Below are 21265 nucleotides of genomic sequence, written 5' to 3'. Positions count from 1 at the left end.
TACGGCGCCCGGTACGGGGATCGACGCAGTCGCACGGCCGCCGCCGTGCTGTGACCGCCACCCCCACGCCGGGCGTCGTACCCGACTGTCTCGCCCCCTGATCAGTGCCGGCCCCCACCGGCACTGCCCTTCAGAGTAGGGCCGGACGCCCGGAGCGGAAGGCGATTTGCAGAACTGATTGGCCGACGCGTTTATGGTGAGCCGTATGTTTCGTATTGAGACGGGAGTCGACAAAGAGCGGCTGGGTCTGCTCCATTCACGGCTGCGCGAGACGAACACGGCGGCATCTCCCGAGCTCCGCGCCCTGCGCGAGACCCGCGACGACCTCGAACTCCCCCTGGCCCTCTGGGCGTTGGACGAGGGCGGCGAACTGGCGGCGGGGCTCGCCGCGCACACCTGGGCGCGCTGGCTGCATGTGAACCACCTCTGGGTCGACGAACGCCACCGCGGCGCGGGCCTCGGCTCGCGCCTCCTCGCGGAGGCGGAGCGGGAGGCCCGCGAGGACCGCGGCTGCCTCAACTCCCGTGTGGAGACCTGGGACTTCCAGGCCCCCGGCTTCTACCGGAACCGGGGGTACGAGCTGGTGAGCGTGATCCCCGACTACCCCGAGGGCGTCAAGGAGTTCACGCTCACCAAGCGGCTCGCCTAGGGACTTCCGGCCGCACAGGGCCCCAGGCTTCCCGGCGCGCCCCCGCCGAGGCCACCGCCGGGAAGATCCGCGGTGCCGTGTGGCCCGCCGCGGCGAAGGCGTCCAGGACCGCCTTCGTCACCGTTTCCTCGTCCGCCGACTCCACCAGGACGACCGCCGAGCCGCCGAAGCCGCCGCCGGTCATCCGGGCGCCGAGCGCGCCCGCCGCGTTCGCGGTGGACACCACCAGGTCCAGCTCCGGGCAGGAGATGCGCAGGTCGTCGCGGAGCGAGGCGTGCCCGTCGGTGAGGACGGGCCCGATCGCGCGGACGTCGCCGGCGGCCAGGAGCGCGATGACCTGCTCGACCCGGTGGTCGTCCGACACGACGTGCCGGACGTAGCGGCGGACCTTGTCGTCCGTCAGTTTGCCGAGGACGGCGGGGAGTTCGGCGTAGGGGACGTCGCGCAGGTGCGTGACTCCGAGCGCCCGCGCGCCCGCCTCGCACCCGGCGCGCCGCTCCGCGTAGGCGCCGTCCCCGAGGGCGTGCTTCACGCGCGAGTCGACGACCAGGAGCCGCAGCCCCTGTGCCGCCAGGTCGAAGGGGACCTGGCGTAGGGAGAGGTCGCGGCAGTCCAGGTGCAGGGCGTGGCCCTCGGTGGCGCACGCGGAGGCCATCTGGTCCATCACGCCGCACGGCACGCCGACGAAGGCGTTCTCGGCACGCTGGGCGAGGACCGCCAACCTCGGTGCGTCCAGGCCGAGTTCGTACAGGTCGTTCAGGGCGAGGGCCGTGACGACCTCCAGGGCGGCGGACGAGGACAGGCCCGCCCCGGTCGGCACGGTCGAGGCGAGGTGGATGTCGGCGCCGCCCGAGACGTCGTGGCCCGCGTCCCGCAGCGCCCACGCCACGCCCGCCGGGTAGGCGGCCCAGCCGCCCTGGCCGTACCGGGACAAGGGGGTCAGCCCGGCCACGCGCAGCTCGGCGACCGGGGCGTCGATGTCGGCCGAGTGGAGCCGCAGGACGCCGTCGGTGCGGCGCGCCACCGCCGCGACCGCGGTGTGCGGCAACGCGAGCGGCAGCACGAAGCCCTCGTTGAAGTCGGTGTACTCGCCGATGAGGTTGACCCGGCCCGGTGCCGACCAGACACCCTCCGGCTCGTACCCGTACAGTTCGGCGAACTTCCGCGCCACATCCATCAGTTACCCCTCGATCCCGGTCGGGTCAGCGCCGGGCGAACGCCCAGGCGTCGGCGACGATGCCCGCGAGGTCCGCGCGGGACGGCTGCCAGCCGAGCTTCTCGTGTGCGGTGGCGGCGGAGGCGACGAGGACCGCCGGGTCGCCGCCGCGGCGCGGGGCGAGCACCTCGGGGATCGGGTGCCCGGTGACCTGGCGGACGGTCTCGATGACCTCGCGGACGGAGAAGCCGTTGCCGTTGCCGAGGTTGCAGATGAGGTGCTCGCCGGGGGTGGCGGCCTCGACGGCGAGGAGGTGCGCCTCGGCGAGGTCGGCGACGTGGATGTAGTCGCGGACGCAGGTCCCGTCGGGGGTCGGGTAGTCGTCGCCGAAGACGCTGATCGCCTCGCGCCTGCCCTGCGCGACCTGGAGGACGAGGGGGATGAGGTGCGACTCGGGGTCGTGGCGCTCGCCGCAGTCGCCGTAGGCGCCCGCGACGTTGAAGTAGCGCAGGGAGACGGCGGCCAGGCCGTGCGCGGCCGCCTCGCCGGAGATCATGTGGTCGACGGCGAGCTTGGAGGCGCCGTAGGGCGAGGTGGGGGCGGTGGGGTCGGTCTCCGTGATGGGGGTGTTCACGGGCTCGCCGTACGTCGCGGCCGTGGAGGAGAAGACGAGCCTGCGCACGTCGGCGTCGCGCATGGCGGCGAGCAGGGCCATGGTGCCGCCGACGTTGTTGTCCCAGTACTTCTCGGGCTTGACGACGGACTCGCCGACCTGTGAGAAGGCGGCGAAGTGCAGCACGGCGTCGTAGGAGGAGTCCAGCCACTTGGCGGCGTCGCGGATGTCGCCCTCGATGAAGGCCGCGCCCGAGGGGACGCCCTCGCGGAAGCCGGTCGAGAGGTTGTCGAGGACCGTCACCTCGTGCCCGGCCTCGATCAGGTGCTGGGCCACCACGCTTCCCACGTAGCCCGCTCCACCGGTGACCAGGTACTTACCGCTCATGAACTCGCTACCTCTCGCAGTCGCTGGGCCGCGGCTTCCGGCGGCACGTCGTTGATGAACACGCTCATGCCGGATTCGGAACCCGCGAGGAACTTCAGCTTGCCCGAAGTGCGGCGAATCGTGAAAAGTTCGAGGTGCAGGGCGAAGTCATCACGATTGATCCCCTCATATCCGTCGAGCGTGCTGAAGGGTGCCTGGTGCCAGGCGGAGATGTAGGGGGTCGGGGTCTGCCCGGTGCCGAAGATCCGGTCGAAGCGCTTCAGGAGTTCCAGGTACACCTGGGGGAACTCCGCGCGCGCGGCTTCGTCGAGCCCGAGCAGGTCGGGCACCCGGCGCCTGGGGTAGAGGTGCACCTCGTAGGGCCAGTGCGCGGCGTACGGCACGAAGGCGATCCAGTGCTCGCCCGCCAGGACGACCCGCTCCCCCGCGCTCTCCTCGGCGACGATGTCGTCGAAGAGGTTCAGGCCGCCGGACGTCTCCTTGAACGCGGCGAGCGAGCGGAGCATCAGAGCCGTGCGCGGGGTGACGAAGGGGTACGCGTAGATCTGCCCGTGCGGATGGCCGAGGGTCACGCCGATCTCGGCGCCGCGGTTCTCGAAGCAGAAGACCTGCTCGACGGAGGGCAGGTGGGAGAGCTCGGCGGTGCGGTCGGTCCAGGCCTCCAGGACGAGACCGGCCTGCTCGGGGGTGAGGTCGGCGAAGGACGCGGCGTGGTCGGAGGTGAAGCAGACGACCTCGCAGCGGCCCGCGTCGCCCGCGAGCGAGGGGAAGCGGTTCTCGAAGACGACGACGTCGTACGAGGAGTCGGGGATCTCGCTGAGCCGGTCCCCGGCCGAGGGGCACAGGGGGCACTCGTCGGCCGGCGGGTGGTAGGTGCGGCCCTGGCGGTGCGAGGCGATGGCCACCGCGTCGCCGAGAAGGGGGTCCCGGCGGATCTCCGACGTCGTGGCGACGGGCCCGAGCGGGCGCCGGTCGGCCGCCTCGCGGACCGCGTCGTCGCGCAGGTCGTAGTAGATGAGCTCACGACCGTCGGCGAGACGGGTCGAGGTCTTCTTCACGTCCGGGGCTCCTCACCACCCATCCAACAGAACCGAACACAAACAAACCACACCACGACAGGACCGTCAACGCTCGATCACAATCAAACAAAGAACATCAACAGAACTGTTCAGTTCTTGCGGTGAGCGGCGTAGGTTCCCGTCTGATCCGTTCGCGCAACGAAGCGAGTTCACATGCAGTCCCCCACAACAACCCTGGCCGAGGGGCTTCGGCTGCCCACCAACGGCCTCGACTACGCGATCCTGGCGATCTACTTCGCCGTGGTCCTCGGCATCGGCTTCGCCGCCCGGCGCTCCGTGAAGACCAGCCTCGACTTCTTCCTCTCGGGCCGCTCCCTGCCCGCCTGGGTCACCGGTCTCGCCTTCGTCGCCGCGAACCTGGGCGCCACCGAGATCCTGGGCATGGCCGCCACCGGCGCGCAGTACGGCGTCGCGGTCGTCCACTGGTACTGGATCGGCGCCATCCCCGCCATGGTCTTCCTCGGCCTGGTCATGATGCCGTTCTACTACCGCAGCAAGGTCAGGTCCGTCCCCGAGTTCCTGCTCCAGCGCTTCGACAGGTCGGCGCACCTGCTCAGCTCGGCGCTCTTCGCCTTCGCGGCGATCCTCATCGCGGGCGTCAACCTCTACGCCCTGTCGATCGTCGTGGAGGCGCTGCTCGGCTGGCCGCAGTGGGTGGCGATCGTCGTCGCGGGCCTCTTCGTGCTCGCGTACATCACGATCGGCGGGCTCTCCTCGGCGATCTACAACGAAGTCCTCCAGTTCTTCGTGATCCTCGCCGCGCTCATCCCGATCTGTGTCATCGGCCTGAAGAAGGTCGGCGGCTGGGACGGGCTCACGGGCTCCATCGAGCAGCAGCACGGCGGCAACTTCATGACCGCGTGGGGCGGCACGGGCATCGGGGACGCCAACCCGCTCGGCGCCAACTGGCTGACGATCGTCCTCGGCCTCGGCTTCGTGCTCTCCTTCGGCTACTGGACGACCAACTTCGCCGAGGTGCAGCGGGCGCTCTCCGCGAAGAACCTCTCCGCGGCCCGGCGCACCCCGCTGATCGCCGCCTTCCCGAAGATCTTCATCGTCTTCCTGGTGATGATCCCGGGCCTGGTCGCCGCCGTCCTCGTGCCGAAGATAGGCACGCCGGGCTCGGACCTGACGTACAACGACGCGATCCCCTATCTGATGCAGGAGCTGCTGCCCAACGGCGTCCTCGGCATCGCGGTCACCGGTCTGCTCGCCGCGTTCATGGCGGGCATGGCGGCGAACGTCTCGTCCTTCAACACCGTGTTCACGTACGACATCTGGGCGAAGTACGTGGTCAAGGGCCGCGAGGACGGCTACTACCTGCGCTTCGGGCGCCTGATCACCGCGATCGGCGTGCTCGCCTCGATCGGCACGGCCTTCATCGCCTCGTCGTTCTCGAACATCATGGGGTACCTCCAGACCCTCTTCTCCTTCTTCAACGTCCCGATGTTCGTGGTCTTCATCATCGGCATGTTCTGGAAGCGGGCCTCGATGAAGTCCGGTGTGTGGGGCCTGGTCGCGGGCACCACCGCGGCGATGGTCAACTACTTCTGGATCTACAAGCAGGGCGTCGTCGACATCCCGACCGACCAGGGCGCCAACTTCGTCTCGGCGATCGTCGGCTTCGTCGCGGGCGCCGTCGTGATGATCGTCGTCACGCTCTTCACCGCCCCCAAGCCGGAGGCCGAACTGGCCGGGCTCGTCTACGGCACGGCCTCGCCGGGCCTGGAGGGCGCGGACGACGAGGACGCCGCGGCGGGCGACGACGCCTGGTACCGCAAGCCGGCCCTGCTCGGCTGGGGCGCCGTCGTCCTCGCCGCCGCCTGCTACCTGCCGTACTCGCTCTAGCCCCGATCGGAGGACCGAATACCGTGTCCGACCTGCACAAGCACGTCTCCGACCTGGAGGCGAAGTCCGCGACGGCGGCCCGCCTCTTCGACATCCGGCGGATCATCGGCGGCCTGTTCGTCGTCTACGGGATCATCGTGACGATCGCCGGGATCACCGCGTCCGACGCCGATCTGAAGAAGGCCGAGGACATCAACATCAACCTCTGGACGGGCCTCGGCATGCTCGCCCTCGGCCTCTTCTTCCTCGGGTGGCTTTGGCTGCGCCCGACGGTGGCGCCCGCCCAGGAGCCGGAGAGCGACTGACGTCCCGTGCGGGGCCCGGGTTCACTGCGGTGGTTCGGGCCCCTTCGGCGTGTCCGCGCTGTTCGCGTACATCGTGGCGGGACGCTCGGCGCGCTCCAGGAGACCCGTGCGCGCGGCGAGCGCGGCGGCCTCCAGGCGTGAGCCGACGCCGAGTTTCATCAGGACCCGCTGCACATGCGTACGCGCCGTGCTGGGCGCTATCCCCATCCCGGCGGCGATCAGCCGCGTGTCCTCGCCGTCCGCGACCCGCACCAGGACCTCGACCTCGCGGGGCGTCAGCATCTGGAGCAGCCGCTGGCCCTCGTCGTCGGGCTGGGCTGCCGGGTTGAGCAGCTCACTGAAGGCGCCTTGCAGCAGCTGGGGCGCGACGGCGGCCTCCCCGGCGCGCGCCTTCATGATGGCGCGCTCCACTCCTTCGATGCGCTCGTCATGGCGTACGTAACCGGAGGCGCCGGAGGCGAAGGCGGCGGCTATGCCGCGCGGGTTCGGCACCGGGCCGAGCACCACGACCGCCACCTGCGGACGGTCCCGCTTGATCTTCACGACCGGGTCGAACATGCCCGGCTCGGCCGGCGTGGCCGTGCCCAGGAGACAGACCTCCGGGGCCCTGCTGATGACCAGTTCCGCCGCACCGGCGGCGGGCGCGGCGGCGGCGAGCACCCGGTGCCCGCGCAACTTCAGCGCCGAGGCGAGTGCCTCGGCGAGCAGTCGGTGATCGTCGACCACCATGAGCCGCACACCCATAGCAACCCCCCACTTCCCCGCGGGCCCCCCGACCCTTCATCCCCCGGAAGCTACACGCTTGTTCGACGTTGCGCGCCCCCTACCCGTCAGAAGCGGCCCGGAATGCCGAAATCCCTGCCCTTCGGGGGCGCGGGGAAGTACGGAGGGGTATACGGACGGCGGCGGCCGCCCCCCGCCTGGTGCGAGGGGGCGGCCGCCGCCGTCCTGAATGACCCGTCGCGGGCTACTTCGCGACGAAGCCGAGCGCCACGAACTCCTTCTCGTCCTTCGAGTAGGGCTTGCTCAGCAGCTTCTTGCCGAGGAACAAGTGTCCGTTGGCGTAGAGGAGTTCGTTCGACTTCGGGACCATGCCGCTGATCGCGTCGGTGACCGCTTCGGAGCCCGGGGTCTCCAGGAGCTTGGTCTCCTTCATCGTCTTGCCGTCGAGGGACACGACCTGGGCGCCCTTCTGGTAGCCGTGCGCCTTGTACGCGAGGACGTTGCCGCCGTCCATGCGGATCGGGAAGATCTCGCCGTTCTCACCGGCGACCGCGCGGTCGCTGGTGGGCTTTCCGGTGGCCAGCGAGAAGGAGACGATCTCGTTGGTGCGGTTGTAGCTCTCGCCGGCGCCGTCGTGCTGGCGCGTCGGGACGTACAGCCGGTCGTTGCCCACGGTGATCGCCTTGCAGTCGTTCACCATGTTGACGCCGCAGTCGTGGTCGTACTTGCCGTCCTCCAGGGAGATCTTGGAGCGCAGCTTGCCGTTGCTGCCGATGGCGAAGACGTCCGTGACACCGGACGCGGTGATCTCGGTGGTGTCCTGGCCGAAGACGACCGGGTTCGTCGAGATGATCTTGGCGTTGTCGATGCCGTCGGCGAGCGGATACGTCCACTTGTCGTCGCCGGTCTTCGGGTCGAGGAGCTGGACCTTCAGCCGCTCGTCGCCGTACGTGCCGCACTTGCGGACCGCGACCAGCTGGTCACCGCCCGCGTAGCCGACGTCCTCGCACTTGCCGACCTTCGGCTTCCACAGGGACTTGCCCTCGACGTCCCAGGCGGCGCCGCCGCTGGAGGTGCCCGCGCCCGCGGCGATCGTCGTGCCCGAGATGGTGACCTCCTTGAAGGTCGCCTTCACGCCGTTGGTCTCGACGCTCTCGGTCCAGAGCTTTTTCCCGGAGTTCAGGTCAATCGCGGAGACGTTGGAGCACTGCTCGTAGTCGCCCTTCTTGTTCCGCTTGGCCTCCTCGGTGACGACCGCGACGACGCCGTCCTCGGTGACCTCGGGCGACATGGCGCAGGTCATGCCGGAGAGCGGGACCGTCCACTTCTTCTTGCCGGTGTCCGGGTCGTAGCCGTTGAGCTCGTTGACGCCCGCCTTGGCGTAGACGTCGTCGGTCAGCACGGAGCCCGTGGCGTTCCAGATCTGGTCCTTGGGGACCTCGGGCTGGGGCAGCTGCATGAGGACCTTGGCGGAGGTGTTGGCCGGCGCCTTCTCCTTGGCCGGGCCCTGGTCCGGCGTGGTGCCGCCCTGCCCGCCCTTCTCCGAACCCTTGCCGCCCTTGCCGTCCTTGCCGCCGGACTCCTGCGCGGTGTTCTTGGAGTCGTCGTCCTTCGTCGAGGCGTAGTAGACCCCGCCGCCGACGATCAGCGCGATCGCGGCGGCCGCCGCGACGATGATCGTCAGCTGGCTGTTGAACTTCTTGCCGCCGCCGGGGCCGGAACCACCGGGCTGCGGCTGCGCCGGCATGGTCGGCGGCTGCTGGTAGCCCTGCTGGTACGGCTGCTGGTAGCCCTGCTGCTGGTACTGCGGCGTGGCGGGCTGCGTCGGGTAGTTGTAGCTCTGCGGGGGCTGGGGGGCCTGGGGCGCCTGCGGGTAGCCGTAGGTGGGCTGGCCCGTCGGGGGAGCCGGGGGTGCCAGGGGTGCCGTCGGCGGAGCCGCGGGCGGGGGCGGCGGCGGCGTCGTCTGGGGATAGCCGTACGACGGGTCGGGGGCCTTGCCGAAGCCTCCGGGCGGAGGGTCCTGCGGGGCGCCGAAGCCGCCCTGCGGGGGCTCGTTCGGCGGCTGCTGCGGTGGCTGGGGCGGCTGGGTCATGACGTCGTCTATTCCTTGGGGACGAGAGCGGTGGGGACGAGAGCGGTGGAGCGGATGACTGGGTGGAGCTGCGTATGAGGGCGCGTCACTTGCCGTAGGCGAGCATCAGCTTCGCCTGGCCGGAGGAGCGCATGATGCTGGTGGTCGAGATGTAGAAGCGCCCGTCCACGTAGTCGACGTCCTTCGAGTAGAAGCCGCTCTCGATCCGCGAGGTGCCCTTCGGGTGCTGGAGAAGGGTCTTGGGCTTGTGCGAACCGGACGTCGCGATGGAGACGACGCGGCCGCCGGAGTCGTACGACGGAGTGACGTAAGCGATCAGCTCGCCGTTCTCCATCTTCAGCGGGAGCATCGTTTCGTCCAGCGGCGACTTGGCGCGCCAGGACTCCTTGCCGGTGGCCAGGCTGATCGCGACGACGTCGTTCGCGCCGCTCTTCGCGCTCGTCGGCAGGTAGAGGTGCCGGTCGTCGACGGCCACGCCCAGGCAGCCGCCCAGCTGACGGCTGAGGACCGAGGTGTCGCACTCCGGCGCGAAGCTGTCCTTGGTGATGACCTCGGAGCGCGTCTTGTCGCTGTTCTCCTTCAGCACCGTGATGTTGAACTGCTTCTTGTCCTCGTTGCTGAGGTACACGATCGTCGGGCTGGCCGAGAAGACCTTGCCGATGCGCCAGCCCTTGGGGAACTTCTTCGTCCACAGGGCGCGGCCGGTCTTCGGGTCGAGCTGCTGGAGCTCGTCGTGCGCGCTGGGCGTGCTCGCGCCGCAGGACAGGGCCATGAGGAGCTTCTCGCCGCCGACGAAGCCGTTGGGGAAGCAGGTGCCCTCGTCCTTCTTGTCCGCGACGTAGAGCTTCTTGCCGTCGCTCATCCGCAGCGCGGTGCCGGACTGGTCGCGGCCGACCATCAGGACGTCACCGACGAGGACCAGGTGGCTCTTGAGGGCGAAGTCGAAGAGACCTTCCTCCTTGACCGGCTTGCCCCAGCCCTTCTCGCCGTTCTTCAGGTCGATGACCTGGAGCTGGTTGCACTTGGCGTCGCTCTTGGTGCCTTCCTTGTACGCCACGACGATCCTGCCGTCGTCGGTGGCCGTCTGGGTCGCCGCGCAGATCTTCTGCGGGAACTCGATGGCCTTCCAGGCGGTCTTGCCGGTCCCCACCTTGTAGGCGAGGAGCTGCTTGTACGCGGCCTTGACCACGGTGTCGCCGTACACCCACATGCCGGGGGCGTCGCCTCCGGAACCGGGCACCTTCGGCGCCTCCTTGTACCAGAGGACCTTCGCCTCGCCGGCCTGCCGGCCTTCGTTGAGGTCTTCCTTGCCCTCGTGGCCGTCGCCGTCGCCGGTGCCCGGGTTGACCGGTGCGGAGACGGTGGGCTTCGGGTCCTTGTTCTTCGCCTCGGACTTCTTCCCGCCCTCGTCGTCACCGCTGACGACGGCCCAGGTGACACCGCCCGCGACGAGCAGCGCGGCCACGGCCGCGGCGCCGACCACCACGAGCTTGTTGCGCTTGCCGCCGCCGCTGCCGCCGGGCGGGGTGCCGGGTGCGCCGGGGCCCGCGGGAAACTGGGGCTGCGTCGGCGGCTGCGGGTACCCGTACTGCGGCTGGCTTCCGTAGGGCCCTGCCTGCTGCGGCTGGCCGTACGGTCCTGGCTGCTGCGGCTGGTTGCCGTACGGGCCCGGCTGCTGCGGCTGGCCGTAGGGGCCGGGCCGGGCGGGCTGGGTCGGCTGCGAGTACGGGTTGTCGGCCCCGGCCGGCGGGGTCTGCGGGTAGCCGTAACCGGGCTGGGGCTGCGGTGGCTGCCCCGGTGGTTGCGGCGCTCCGCCCTGCCGCGGATCCTGCGGAGCTCCGAAGCCGCCGGACGGCGGCTGGTTGGGCGGCTGAGTCATCAGCGCTTCCCCCTTCACTGATTTTCGGCACGCCAAGTGGTGCTCAGGGCAGCCTTTCTATCACCCTGTCCCCGTACCACACGGGGCCGGTCCAGCCCCTGTTCCCAAGGGAGGACCGGCCCGTGATGCGTCCGTTACGCGAGCTCCACGGGAGCTCTACGCGTCCTCCGCCAGCTCCAGCCAGCGCATTTCCAACTCTTCGCGCTCGCCGATCAGTTCGCGGAGCTCACCGTCCAGTTTGGCCACCTTTTCGAAGTCCGTGGCGTTATCGGCGATTTGGGCGTGCAGCTTGCTCTCCTTCTCGGAGATCTTGTCCAGCTGCCGCTCGATCTTCTGCAATTCCTTCTTGGCGGCGCGGGCGTCGGCGGAGGAGACGGTCTTCGCCGCGGCCTGCGCGGGCGCGGTCTGGGCGGGCGGCTGTGCGCTCGCGGTCTCCGCCATCCGCTGCCTGCGCTCCAGGTACTCGTCGATGCCGCGCGGCAGCATCCGCATCGTGGCGTCACCGAGCAGCGCGAACACCTTGTCCGTGGTGCGCTCGACGAAGAACCGGTCGTGCGAGATGACCACCATGGAGCCGGGCCAGCCGTCCAGGACGTCTTCGAGCTGCGTCAGCGTCTCGATGTCGAGGTCGTTGGTCGGCTCGTCGAGGAAGAGGACGTTCGGCTCGTCCATGAGCAGCCGCAGCAGCTGAAGCCTGCGCCGCTCACCGCCGGAGAGGTCGCCGACCGGCGTCCACTGCTTCTCCTTGCTGAACCCGAAGGTCTCGCAGAGCTGCCCCGCGGTCATCTCCCGACCCTTGCCGAGGTCGACGCGCTCACGCACCTGCTGCACGGCCTCCAACACCCGCAGCGTCGGCTTCAGTTCGGCGACCTCCTGCGAGAGGTAGGCGAGCTTCACGGTCTTGCCGACGACGATCTTCCCGCCCGCGGGCTGCACGTCGCCCGCGCTGCGCGCCGCGTCCGCCATGGCCCGCAGCAGCGAGGTCTTGCCCGCGCCGTTCACCCCGACCAGACCGACGCGGTCGCCGGGACCGAGCTGCCAGGTCAGATGCTTGAGCAGCATCTTGGGCCCCGCCTGGACGGACACGTCCTCCAGGTCGAAGACGGTCTTGCCGAGCCGCGTCGTCGCGAACTTCATCAGCTCGCTGGTGTCCCGCGGCGGCGGCACGTCCGCGATCAGCTCGTTGGCCGCCTCGATGCGGAACTTCGGCTTGCTGGTGCGGGCCGGGGCGCCGCGCCGCAGCCAGGCCAGCTCCTTGCGCATCAGGTTCTGCCGCTTGGTCTCCTCGGTCGCCGCGATGCGCTCGCGCTCCGCCCGCGCGAAGACGTAGTCGGAGTAGCCGCCCTCGTACTCGAAGACGGAGCCGCGCTGCACGTCCCACATGCGGGTGCACACCTGGTCGAGGAACCAGCGGTCGTGCGTGACGCAGACGAGCGCCGAGCGACGCGCCCGCAGATGCCCGGCCAGCCACGAGATGCCCTCGACGTCGAGGTGGTTGGTCGGCTCGTCGAGCACGATCAGGTCCTGCTCGGCGATGAGCAGCTTGGCCAGCGCGATGCGGCGCCGCTCGCCGCCGGAGAGCGGGCCGATGACGGTGTCGAGCCCCTGCGGGAACCCCGGCATGTCGAGCCCGCCGAACAGCCCGGTCAGCACGTCCCTGATCTTGGCGCTGCCCGCCCACTCGTGGTCGGCGAGGTCCCCGATGACCTCGTGCCGGACGGTGGCGGCGGGATCCAGCGAGTCGTGCTGCGTCAGCACGCCGAGCCGCAGCCCGCCGTTGTGCGTGACGCGGCCGGTGTCGGCCTCCTCCAGCTTGGCGAGCATCCGGATCAGGGTGGTCTTCCCGTCGCCGTTGCGCCCGACGACGCCGATCCTGTCCCCCTCGGACACGCCGAGTGAGACGCCGTCGAGCAGGGCACGGGTGCCGTACACCTTGCTGACTGCCTCGACATTGACCAGATTGACGGCCATTTCTCTCCTGACAGGGGGGATCGATCGATCCTCCAGCGTAGTCGCCCACGGGGGCGTGCCTCCGGCCTGCCTGCGGGTACCGGCTCGCTCACTCTTTGTGATGACGGATCAAGGAACCCCCGGCTACCGTTGAGGCACAGGCCGAAGAATCCCGCCCATGGGAGGAACCATGACCGCCGAGTCCGTTCAGCAGCACGGGCGCTGGCCGGTGCCGCCGCCGACCGGCTTCACCGTGGACGACCTGTTCACGCTGCCTGATCTCCCGCCGCACACTGAGCTCATCGACGGGAGCCTGATCTTCATGAGTCCGCAGAGCTACCTCCATCTCCTGTCGATCAAGCTCCTGGAACGCGGTCTCGAGCAGACTCTGCCGTCGGAGCTGAAGGTCGTACGCGAGATGAGCGTAGTGATCGACAAGCACAACGTCCCTGAGCCCGACCTCAGCGTTGTCCGGGCTTCCGCTGTCACCGATGACCGTCTGAGCCGCTTCCCGGTGCAGGACGTGCTGTTGGCCGTCGAGGTCGTGTCCCCGGAATCGGAGTCCCGCGACCGCACGACCAAGCCCCAGAAGTACGCCGCGGCCGGGATCCCGAACTTCTGGCGCGTCGAACAGACCGGGACCGGCCGTAGGCTCCTCATCCACGTCTACGAACTCGACCAGATGACCAACGCCTACATCCACATGGGCGTCCACCGCGACCAGATCAAGGTCGGCAAGCCCTACGACATCGACATCGACCTCACCGCCATCGACGTGCTCTGACCCGTCCTCCCGCCCGCTCCACCAGCAGCCACCCCGCCAGCGCCATCGCCACCGCCGCCGGCGCCGTCACCTGGACGGCGATCAGCATCGCCGTACGCCCTTCCAGCAGGCCCCCGAAGCCGACCATCGACAGGCCCAGGACCCCGAAGAGGCAGAGCGTCACGCCGAGTGCCGCGGCCGGGCCCGAGGCCTTGCCCGGAGCGGCCGGTCCCGCCGGCCCCGGACGCTCGAAGCGGCGGAAGAGGGCCACCAGCGCCGCCGTCAGCGCCGCGGCCGCCCCCATCCGCAGCGGCACCTGCGCCCACCACCCCGCGCTCGCGGGCTCCGGCAGCGGGACGTCGAGGGCGAGCAGCGCCCCGTACACGCCGAGCATCGCCGTCAGATGCCAGAGGAACGCCGTCATGGAGACGCCGTTGGCCGCGACCACCCCGCGCCACACGCGCGGCCTCGCCAGCCACCGCGTCGCGGGTGCGCGCAGCAGTTCCACGGCGCCGACCAGCCACATGCCGTGGCAGAGGAGGGCGAAGGTGGGCGGCGCCATGTTCGAGACGCGTTCGCCGGGCATGCCGACCATGGAGAGCGGATAGGGGCCGAGGGCCACGAGCAGACACGCGCCTGTGAGACCCGCGCCCGCCAGGACGTACGGCATCCGCAGCCTGCCGTCCGCGCGCAGGAACCCCAGCTGGTGCACGGCGAGCCAGACGACGGCGAAGTTCAGGAACTCCAGATACGGCACGCCGAGCGCGAAGCGCGCCACGTCCACCGCGCCGGCCGCCGCCACGAGCGCGCCGAACGCGCCCCACCCCCACCGCTCGTGCAGCCGCAGCAGCGGCGGGGTGAAGGCGACCATCGCGAGGTAGACGCCGATGAACCACAGCGGCTGCGCGACGAGCCGCAGCGCGACATCGAGCAGCCCCCCGCCCCGGCCGCCCAGTTGCAGCAGCAGCGCGCCCGCGCCCCACACCCCTATGAACACCATGGTGGGCCGCAGCAGCCGCTGGAGCCTGGCCCGTACGAACGCCGAGTAGACGGACCGCCCCTTTGACCGTCGGCTCAGGGAGCGGTACGACAGCGCGTGCGAGAACCCGCCGACGAAGAAGAAGACGGGCATGACCTGCAACGCCCACGTGAGGAGCTGGAGCTCGGGCACGACGGCGAGGAGGTTGCCGACCTCGGCACGGCCGTCGTCGCCGACGGTCACGGCGGCCATCAGCCAGTGCCCGACGACGACCGTGCCGAGCGAGGCGACGCGCAGCAGGTCGACGTACCGGTCACGCCCGGCGGGCGTCTGCTCGGCGAGTTCGCGAACGCTTGATCCCATGTACGTACGGTCGCGTGCCGTCGTACGCCGGGGTCAGCGCGCCCGTACTCAGATCCGTACCTGAGTACCTAGAGCAGGGTGGCTCCCGGAGCGGGCGATTCGGCGACCCGCGCCGCACGGCACGTACCGGACGTGAGCAGCGCGTCCGCCACGCGCCGCGCCGACTCGGCGTCCGCCGCAAGGAACGCCGTGGTCGGACCCGACCCGGATACCAGCGCGGCGAGAGCCCCCGCGTCGGTGCCCGTGGCGAGGGTGTCGCGGAGCGAGGGGAAGAGGGAGAGCGCGGCGGATTGCAGGTCGTTGCTGACGCTGTCGGCGAGCGCCCGGACGTCACCGTCCCGCAGGGCGGCGAGCAGTGCGGGCGAGGCCTCGGGGGCGGGCGCGACAGGGGTGAGCCGGTCGAACTCCCGGTACACGGCAGGCGTGGACAGCCCTCCGTCGGCGACGGCGAACACCCACCAGAAGCCGCCGCCCACCTCCAGCGGCTCCAGCTTCTCGCCGCGCCCGGTGCCGAGCGCGGCGCCGCCCACGAGGCTGAACGGCACGTCGCTGCCGAGCTCGGCGCAGAGGTCGAGCAGTTCGGCGCGGTCGGCTCCGGTCCCCCACAGCGCGTCGCAGGCCACGAGCGCGCCGGCGGCGTCGGCGCTGCCGCCCGCCATGCCGCCCGCCACGGGGATGTCCTTGTCGATGTGCAGGTGCACGTCGGGGGCGATGCCGTACCGCGCGGCGAGCAGTTCCGCCGCCCTGGCCGCCAGGTTCGTACGGTCGAGCGGCACCTGGTCGGAGCCGGGTCCCGAGCAGGTCACCCGCAGTGTGTCGGCGGGCGTGACGGTGACGTCGTCGTAGAGGCCCACGGCGAGGAAGACGTTGGCGAGGTCGTGGAAGCCGTCGGCGCGGGCGGCGCCCACGGCGAGCTGGACGTTGACCTTGGCGGGTACCCGGACGGTCACACTCACGCGGCGGCCTCCTTGTGCTCGGCGATCCGGGCGAACTCCTCCACGGTCAGCGCCTCGCCGCGGGCCTGCGGCGAGACCCCGGCGGCGACCAGGGCCGCCTCCGCGGCGGCGGCGGATCCGGCCCAGCCCGCGAGGGCGGCCCGCAGCGTCTTCCTGCGCTGCGCGAAGGCGGCGTCGACGACGGCGAAGACCTCACGCTTCGAGGCGCTGGTCTTGATCGGTTCGGCGCGGCGCACCAGCGAGACGAGACCCGAGTCGACATTGGGCGCGGGCCAGAAGACGTTGCGCCCGATGGATCCGGCGCGCTTCACCTCCGCGTACCAGTTGGCCTTCACGGACGGCACGCCGTAGACGCGCGAGCCCGGCCCGGAGGCGAGCCGGTCGGCGACCTCGGCCTGCACCATCACGAGCGTGCGCTCGATGGTCGGGAAGGTGTCGAGCATGTGCAGGAGGACGGGCACGGCCACGTTGTACGGGAGGTTGGCGACGAGGGCGGTGGGCGCGGGGCCCGGCAGCTCCCGCACGAGCATGGCGTCGCTGTGCACGAGCCCGAAGGAGCCGGCCTTCCGCGGAAGGCGGGCCTCCACCGTCGCGGGCAGGGCCGCGGCGAGCACGTCGTCGATCTCGACCGCGGTGACGTGGGCGGCGGTCTCCAGGAGCGCCAGGGTCAGCGACCCGAGGCCCGGTCCCACCTCCACGACGACGTCGTCCGGGCGGACCTCCGCGGTGCGGACGATGCGCCGTACGGTGTTGGCGTCGATGACGAAGTTCTGGCCGCGCTGCTTGGTGGGGCGTACGCCCAGGGCAGCGGCCAGTTCGCGGATGTCGGCGGGGCCGAGGAGGGCGCCGTGCTCAGTGCTCACGCCCCCAGGTTACGGTCCCTGGCCCCTGGGCCCCGCACGGTCCACCCGTTGCCCGGCCCCGGGGCGGGGGGTGGGTGGGGCCGGGGTGCCCCCGTCTCCCCGCGCCCCTCCAAACAACCCCGCCGCTCCGCGGCGGATACCTCCCACCCACCCACCCGTTTGCCCCGCGACGTCCAGCGGGGGTAGGGGCGGGGTGGGTGGGACTGCCCCACGATGTTCTGCGGGGGTAGGGGCGGGCGGGTGGGACCGCACCGCGACGGACGGTGTGCGGGGGTAGGGGCGGGTGGGTGGGTGTGGCCCGGGACGTCCTGCGGGGGTATGGGGGCGCGGCCCCCACCGGCCGGGCAGGCGCACGCGCTCCCGAGGGGACGTGGGGGTATGTGCGAACGGAGCACCGAGCCAGCAATAGCGCCTTTGGACTTGAGGCGCGGCGCAGGGATGGCGAGTACGCACATACCCCCGCGGCCCCGCCCCACAGACGAGCAGGAGGCGCGGAGACGGCAACCCGCACCCCACCCACCGCGCCCCGCCCCACAGACGGGCCAAAGGCGCGGACCCCGCGCGCTCAGTCGTGGAGGTGGCGGCCGCAGTGGGGCCACGGGGCGGCGCCGCGTTGGACGTACAGCTTTTTTGCGCGGTACGTCTGTTCCGCCGCCGGCGCGTCCTGCGGGCGTCCCGAGCCGCCCAGCCCCTGCCAGGTCCGCGTGTCGAACTGGTAGAGCCCTCCGTACGTACCGGAGGAGTCCACCGCCCCGGGCCGCCCGCCCGACTCGCACCGCGCGAGCGAACCCCAGTCGAGACCCTCCGCCCCGGCCACCGCCGTGGGCCGCTGCTTCGTGCCGACCCTCACGATCCGCTTCTGCGGCTCCCGCACCACCTCGGACCCGACCCGCCGCGGCCGCTGCCTGACGCCGTTGACGCTCCGCACCGTGTATGTGACCCGCCTGACCCCCTGCTGCCCCGCCTGCGCCACGACCTCCGTGCCGCGGAACAGCGACGGGTCCTCCGTCCGCTCCACCTCGAAGGGGATCGCCTCCTCCCGCACCTCCTTCGTCCCCGTGACCCGCATGACGGTCACGGTCTGCCCGTCGCGCGGAAAGCTGTCGGGATCGACCGACGTCGTGTCCTGCCCCCGCAGCGTCACCCCGGACTCGGCGACGGCCTCCCGCACGGTCGCCGCGTTCGTGCGGAGGGTCCGCTCCCGCCCGTCCGCCATGATCGTGACGGTGCGTTCCGTACGGACGTCGAGCGCGAGCCCGTCCCGGCCGATGCGGCTGCCGCGCGAGGCCGACAGATGCGCGCCCTCCGCCCGCACCCCGAGCTGCCGCAGCGCCCCGTCCACGGTCCGCGCCGTGGTCCACACCCGGCGGCGCTGCCCGTCGAGGGTGAGGTGGACGGGCCTGCCGTAGCGGACGGCGACCTCGTCGCCGCTGGCGAGGGCGGTTCCGGACGCGGGCGCGACGATGTCGTGGGCGCCGACGTCCACGCCTTCGTCGGCGAGGAGTTCACCGACGTCGTCCGCGAAGGTGTGCAGCGTGCGGGGCTTGCCGTCGACGATGAGCTGCACGGCCTTGTCGTTGGCGACGAACGCGGAGGTGCCGCCCGCGAGGCAGGCGACGACGAGGGCCTGCGGCAGCAGCCGCCGGATCACCTCGGGCTGCTCGGCGGCCCCGGACCTGGATGCCCTGAACCCCCTCTTGCCGCGCCCGGCCCGCCGCGCCCTCGCCCGCCCTCCGCCACCCGCGGGCACCGAGGGGGCCGACGGGACCGACGGGGCCGACGGGGCCGATGGGGACGCGGCCACCTGCCGCGGCAACGTGGCGGCCTCCGCGTACGCCACCTGCGCCACCTGTGCCACCTGCGCCACGTCGTACGACGCGTCCTGCCACTGCCACCCATCGATCTGCGGCTGGCCATACGGCTCGTATGGCGCATACGTCTCGTACTGCGAGTTGCTCACGCCGACGCTCCAGGGATACGTACCGGGCGCACAGAACCTAGCGGAGCGACCGTCACTCTCCAAAGCAGCGCGACTACTCCGCGTCGCGGCGTTGACAAATCCGAGCAAGCACGAGCAAGCACGAGCAGGCCCGAGAAAGCCCGAACAGGCGTCAGTAGCCGAACGCGCGCGCCGTGTTCGAGGCGATCGCCGTGGCCATGGCGTCCTCGTCGATGCCGCGGACCTCGGCCATGGCCCGCAGCGTGACCGGAACGAGATACGGCGCGTTGGGCCGTCCGCGGTACGGCGCGGGCGTCAGGAACGGCGCGTCGGTCTCGACGAGGACCAGGTCGAGGGGGGCGACGGCCAGCGCGTCCCGCAGCCCCTGCGCGTTCTTGAAGGTGACGTTGCCGGCGAAGGACATGAAGTAGCCGTGCTCGGCGCAGATCCGGGCCATCTCGGCGTCACCGGAGTAGCAGTGGAAGACGGTGCGCTCGGGGGCGCCCTCCTCCTTCAGGACGCGCAGCACATCCGCGTGGGCCTCGCGGTCGTGGATGACGAGCGCCTTGCCGTGCCGCTTGGCGATCTCGATGTGCGCGCGGAAGGACCGCTCCTGGGCGGCCATGCCCTCGGGCCCGGTGCGGAAGTGGTCGAGGCCGGTCTCGCCGACGCCGAGCACGTGCGGCAGCGCGGCGAGCCGGTCGATCTCGGCGAGCGCCTCGTCGAGGGCCGCGTCGCCGCCGGGCTCGCGGGCGCCCTGCCGGGACCAGCCGTCGGGGTCGCCGAGGACGATGCGGGGCGCTTCGTTGGGGTGGAGGGCGACGGCGGCGTGCACGCTGTCGTGGGCGGCGGCGATGTCGGCCGCCCACTGGGACCCGCGTACGTCGCAGCCGACCTGCACGACCGTCGTGACGCCGACGGACGCGGCCTTGGCGAGGCCCTCCTCCACCGTGCCCGACTGCATGTCGAGGTGGGTGTGGGAGTCGGCGACCGCCACCCGGAGCGGTGCGGGCAGGGGCGGCGGTACGTCGGCGTTCTTCGAAGGCATGCTCCGATCCTACGAATCCGCTCCGGCGAACCGCCCCTCCGGTGCACCTCGGCCCCTTGAGCCTGTCCCTTGCGGGTACTACTGCCCCTTGCGGTGCTGGAAGGGGTGCAGCAGGTCGGCGAGGTGCCAGTGGTGCCGCTCGGGCCCGGGGGCGACCGGATCCACCGGCCCGGCCGGCTTCCCCACGCCCCTGGCGGCGTCCTCGCGCTGCCGCCGCATCATGTCGAGGACGGACGACACCTGCCCCGCCCGCATGATCCGCACGACGTGCCCACCGCAGTTCAGGCAGGTGGGCCGGGTCAGCGGCGAGGGCACGCGGGCGCCGTCCGCCCGGTACGTCACGAACTCCTGGCCCGCGCCGTCGACGTGGTGCTCGATCTCGTAGGACTGCTCCCAGCCGTGTCCGCAGCGCATGCAGGCGAATGCGTAGGACTCGTGCACGACGTTCAACGCCGTCGGCGACACATTCATCGCCGTGGGCGGGGCATTCGTCGCCGTGGGCGCGACATTCGTCGCGGTCGTCGGGTGGCCGGTGTCTGCGATCTCACTCATGCCAGCTGCTCCTCTTGCCCGAGGGACAAGCACTGTGCGTCCCTTCGACCAGTGGACGCCTTTCCCGGAGCGAGCGCATCAGACCTGTCGAGCATTGGAGCCGATTTGGCCTCCTCTTAGGAAAGAGGCCCGAAAGCAGCCTGGTGCGCGGTCCGCGCTTTGCTTTTCACGATAGTCCTTTGCCTGCCGATGGGCTGCCCCGATCCGCATTCTTTGCCGCGACGACGGCATCGAAGACCTCGCGTTTGGGCAGGCCCGCTTCGGCGGCGACCGCGGCGATCGCCTCCTTGCGCCGCTCGCCCGCCTCCTCGCGCACCCGCACCCTGCGCACCAGCTCGTCGGGGGTGAGTTCGGCGGCGCTCTTCTCCGGGGCGCCCTCGACGACGACGGTGATCTCGCCGCGCACGCCGTCCGCCGCCCACTCGGCGAGCTCCTTCAGGGAGCCGCGCTTCACCTCTTCGTACGTCTTGGTCAGCTCGCGGCAGACCGCGGCCCTGCGCTCCTCGCCGAACGCCTCGGCCATCGCGGCGAGCGTGTCGTCGATGCGGTGCGGGGCCTCGAAGTAGACGAGCGTGCGCCGGTCCTCGGCCACCTCCCGCAGCCGCGAGAGGCGCTCGCCCGCCTTGCGCGGCAGGAAGCCCTCGAAGCAGAAGCGGTCCACGGGCAGCCCGGACAGGGCGAGTGCCGTGAGCACGGCGGAGGGGCCCGGCACGGCCGTCACCCGCACGTCGTGCTCCACGGCCGCGGCGACGAGGCGGTAGCCGGGGTCGGAGACGGACGGCATGCCCGCGTCCGTCACGAGCAGCACCCGCGCGCCGCCCGTCAGCGCCTCGACCAGCTCGGGCGTGCGCGCGGTCTCGTTGCCCTCGAAGTACGAGACGACGCGGCCGCCGACCTGCACGCCGAGCGCCTGGGTGAGCCTGCGGAGGCGCCGGGTGTCCTCGGCGGCGACGACGTCGGCCGCCTCCAGTTCGGCGGCGAGCCGCGGCGGGGCGTCGGCGACATCGCCGATGGGGGTGCCCGCGAGGACCAGGGTTCCGGGGGAATCTGCGCTTCCTGTCACGGATCCATCCTCGCAGGGCCCACGGACGGGACTCGCACAGTCTGGTTCCCTACGATGG

At 71.2% G+C, this 21265-nt stretch carries 18 protein-coding genes; 4 read left to right on the top strand and 14 right to left on the bottom strand.

Annotated elements, in window-relative coordinates; genetic code table 11:
• Window positions 1-193: 193 nt before the first annotated feature.
• A complete protein-coding gene (locus tag ACZ4Z4_RS14130) occupies window positions 194-649 on the top strand; it encodes a GNAT family N-acetyltransferase (RefSeq protein WP_468326673.1) in 456 nt (151 codons plus the stop codon).
• Here ACZ4Z4_RS14130 and galK read toward each other — a convergent pair.
• The 3 genes from galK to galT are packed head-to-tail and all read right to left on the bottom strand — an operon-like array spanning window position 630 to window position 3863.
• On the bottom strand, window positions 630-1826 hold the full coding sequence (gene galK, locus ACZ4Z4_RS14125) for a galactokinase (protein WP_468326671.1): 1197 nt from the start codon (window positions 1824-1826) through the stop codon (window positions 630-632). The two genes, ACZ4Z4_RS14130 and galK, sit on opposite strands and share 20 nt — an antisense overlap.
• 25 nt (window positions 1827-1851) lie before the next feature.
• Window positions 1852-2805: a UDP-glucose 4-epimerase GalE gene (gene galE, locus ACZ4Z4_RS14120; RefSeq protein ID WP_468326669.1), complete on the bottom strand. Its 954-nt coding sequence runs from the start codon at window positions 2803-2805 to the stop codon at window positions 1852-1854.
• Window positions 2802-3863 (bottom strand): galactose-1-phosphate uridylyltransferase, encoded by a 1062-nt coding sequence (gene galT, locus ACZ4Z4_RS14115; RefSeq protein WP_468326667.1) that lies wholly within the window; start codon window positions 3861-3863, stop codon window positions 2802-2804. The genes galE and galT overlap by 4 nt, the downstream gene beginning before the upstream one ends.
• 174 nt (window positions 3864-4037) lie before the next feature.
• On the opposite strand from galT, the gene ACZ4Z4_RS14110 reads away from it, so the two are divergent.
• Together ACZ4Z4_RS14110 and ACZ4Z4_RS14105 are read left to right on the top strand one after the other, a co-directional pair.
• A complete protein-coding gene (locus ACZ4Z4_RS14110; RefSeq protein ID WP_468326665.1) occupies window positions 4038-5732 on the top strand; it encodes a sodium:solute symporter family protein in 1695 nt (564 codons plus the stop codon).
• A gap of 23 nt (window positions 5733-5755) precedes the next feature.
• Complete coding sequence (locus tag ACZ4Z4_RS14105; protein WP_468326663.1) at window positions 5756-6037, top strand: hypothetical protein; 282 nt, start codon at window positions 5756-5758, stop codon at window positions 6035-6037.
• A 21-nt stretch (window positions 6038-6058) separates the two neighbouring features.
• Here ACZ4Z4_RS14105 and ACZ4Z4_RS14100 read toward each other — a convergent pair whose 3' ends face one another.
• From ACZ4Z4_RS14100 to ACZ4Z4_RS14085, 4 genes are all read right to left on the bottom strand, one after another.
• A complete protein-coding gene (locus ACZ4Z4_RS14100; protein WP_468326661.1) occupies window positions 6059-6781 on the bottom strand; it encodes a helix-turn-helix transcriptional regulator in 723 nt (240 codons plus the stop codon).
• A gap of 223 nt (window positions 6782-7004) precedes the next feature.
• Window positions 7005-8852 (bottom strand): outer membrane protein assembly factor BamB family protein, encoded by a 1848-nt coding sequence (locus ACZ4Z4_RS14095; protein WP_468326659.1) that lies wholly within the window; start codon window positions 8850-8852, stop codon window positions 7005-7007.
• 85 nt (window positions 8853-8937) lie between these two features.
• Window positions 8938-10731 (bottom strand): outer membrane protein assembly factor BamB family protein, encoded by a 1794-nt coding sequence (locus tag ACZ4Z4_RS14090; protein ID WP_468326657.1) that lies wholly within the window; start codon window positions 10729-10731, stop codon window positions 8938-8940.
• 156 nt (window positions 10732-10887) lie between these two features.
• Complete coding sequence (locus tag ACZ4Z4_RS14085) at window positions 10888-12702, bottom strand: ABC-F family ATP-binding cassette domain-containing protein (protein ID WP_468326656.1); 1815 nt, start codon at window positions 12700-12702, stop codon at window positions 10888-10890.
• Window positions 12703-12859: 157 nt separating this feature from the next.
• Between ACZ4Z4_RS14085 and ACZ4Z4_RS14080 the strand changes: the two genes are divergently transcribed.
• On the top strand, window positions 12860-13465 hold the full coding sequence (locus ACZ4Z4_RS14080; protein ID WP_468326654.1) for a Uma2 family endonuclease: 606 nt from the start codon (window positions 12860-12862) through the stop codon (window positions 13463-13465).
• Here the strand turns inward: ACZ4Z4_RS14080 and ACZ4Z4_RS14075 are convergent.
• From ACZ4Z4_RS14075 to rsmI, 7 genes are all read right to left on the bottom strand, one after another.
• Window positions 13443-14786 carry an acyltransferase family protein gene (locus tag ACZ4Z4_RS14075; protein WP_468326652.1) on the bottom strand — a complete coding sequence of 448 codons (1344 nt, stop codon included), beginning with the start codon at window positions 14784-14786 and terminating at the stop codon, window positions 13443-13445. The two genes, ACZ4Z4_RS14080 and ACZ4Z4_RS14075, sit on opposite strands and share 23 nt — an antisense overlap.
• A gap of 68 nt (window positions 14787-14854) precedes the next feature.
• Window positions 14855-15742, bottom strand: coding sequence for a 4-(cytidine 5'-diphospho)-2-C-methyl-D-erythritol kinase (locus tag ACZ4Z4_RS14070; RefSeq protein ID WP_468326650.1), 888 nt, complete (start codon window positions 15740-15742; stop codon window positions 14855-14857).
• A complete protein-coding gene (gene rsmA / locus ACZ4Z4_RS14065) occupies window positions 15739-16605 on the bottom strand; it encodes a 16S rRNA (adenine(1518)-N(6)/adenine(1519)-N(6))-dimethyltransferase RsmA (protein WP_468326648.1) in 867 nt (288 codons plus the stop codon). The genes ACZ4Z4_RS14070 and rsmA overlap by 4 nt, the downstream gene beginning before the upstream one ends.
• A 565-nt stretch (window positions 16606-17170) precedes the next feature.
• Complete coding sequence (locus ACZ4Z4_RS14060; protein ID WP_468326646.1) at window positions 17171-18565, bottom strand: ubiquitin-like domain-containing protein; 1395 nt, start codon at window positions 18563-18565, stop codon at window positions 17171-17173.
• Between the two features lie 151 nt (window positions 18566-18716).
• Window positions 18717-19592: a TatD family hydrolase gene (locus ACZ4Z4_RS14055; protein WP_468326644.1), complete on the bottom strand. Its 876-nt coding sequence runs from the start codon at window positions 19590-19592 to the stop codon at window positions 18717-18719.
• Between the two features lie 78 nt (window positions 19593-19670).
• On the bottom strand, window positions 19671-20144 hold the full coding sequence (locus tag ACZ4Z4_RS14050; RefSeq protein ID WP_468326642.1) for a hypothetical protein: 474 nt from the start codon (window positions 20142-20144) through the stop codon (window positions 19671-19673).
• Window positions 20145-20310: 166 nt separating this feature from the next.
• Entirely contained in the window at window positions 20311-21207 is an 897-nt protein-coding gene (gene rsmI / locus ACZ4Z4_RS14045; protein WP_468326641.1) for a 16S rRNA (cytidine(1402)-2'-O)-methyltransferase, read from the bottom strand.
• Between the last annotated feature and the right edge of the window lie 58 nt (window positions 21208-21265).

Source organism: Streptomyces sp. NPDC030245 (genome assembly GCF_055572995.1).
Note: the sequence above shows the minus strand (reverse complement) of the source record. Positions and strands in the feature narration are given on the sequence as shown.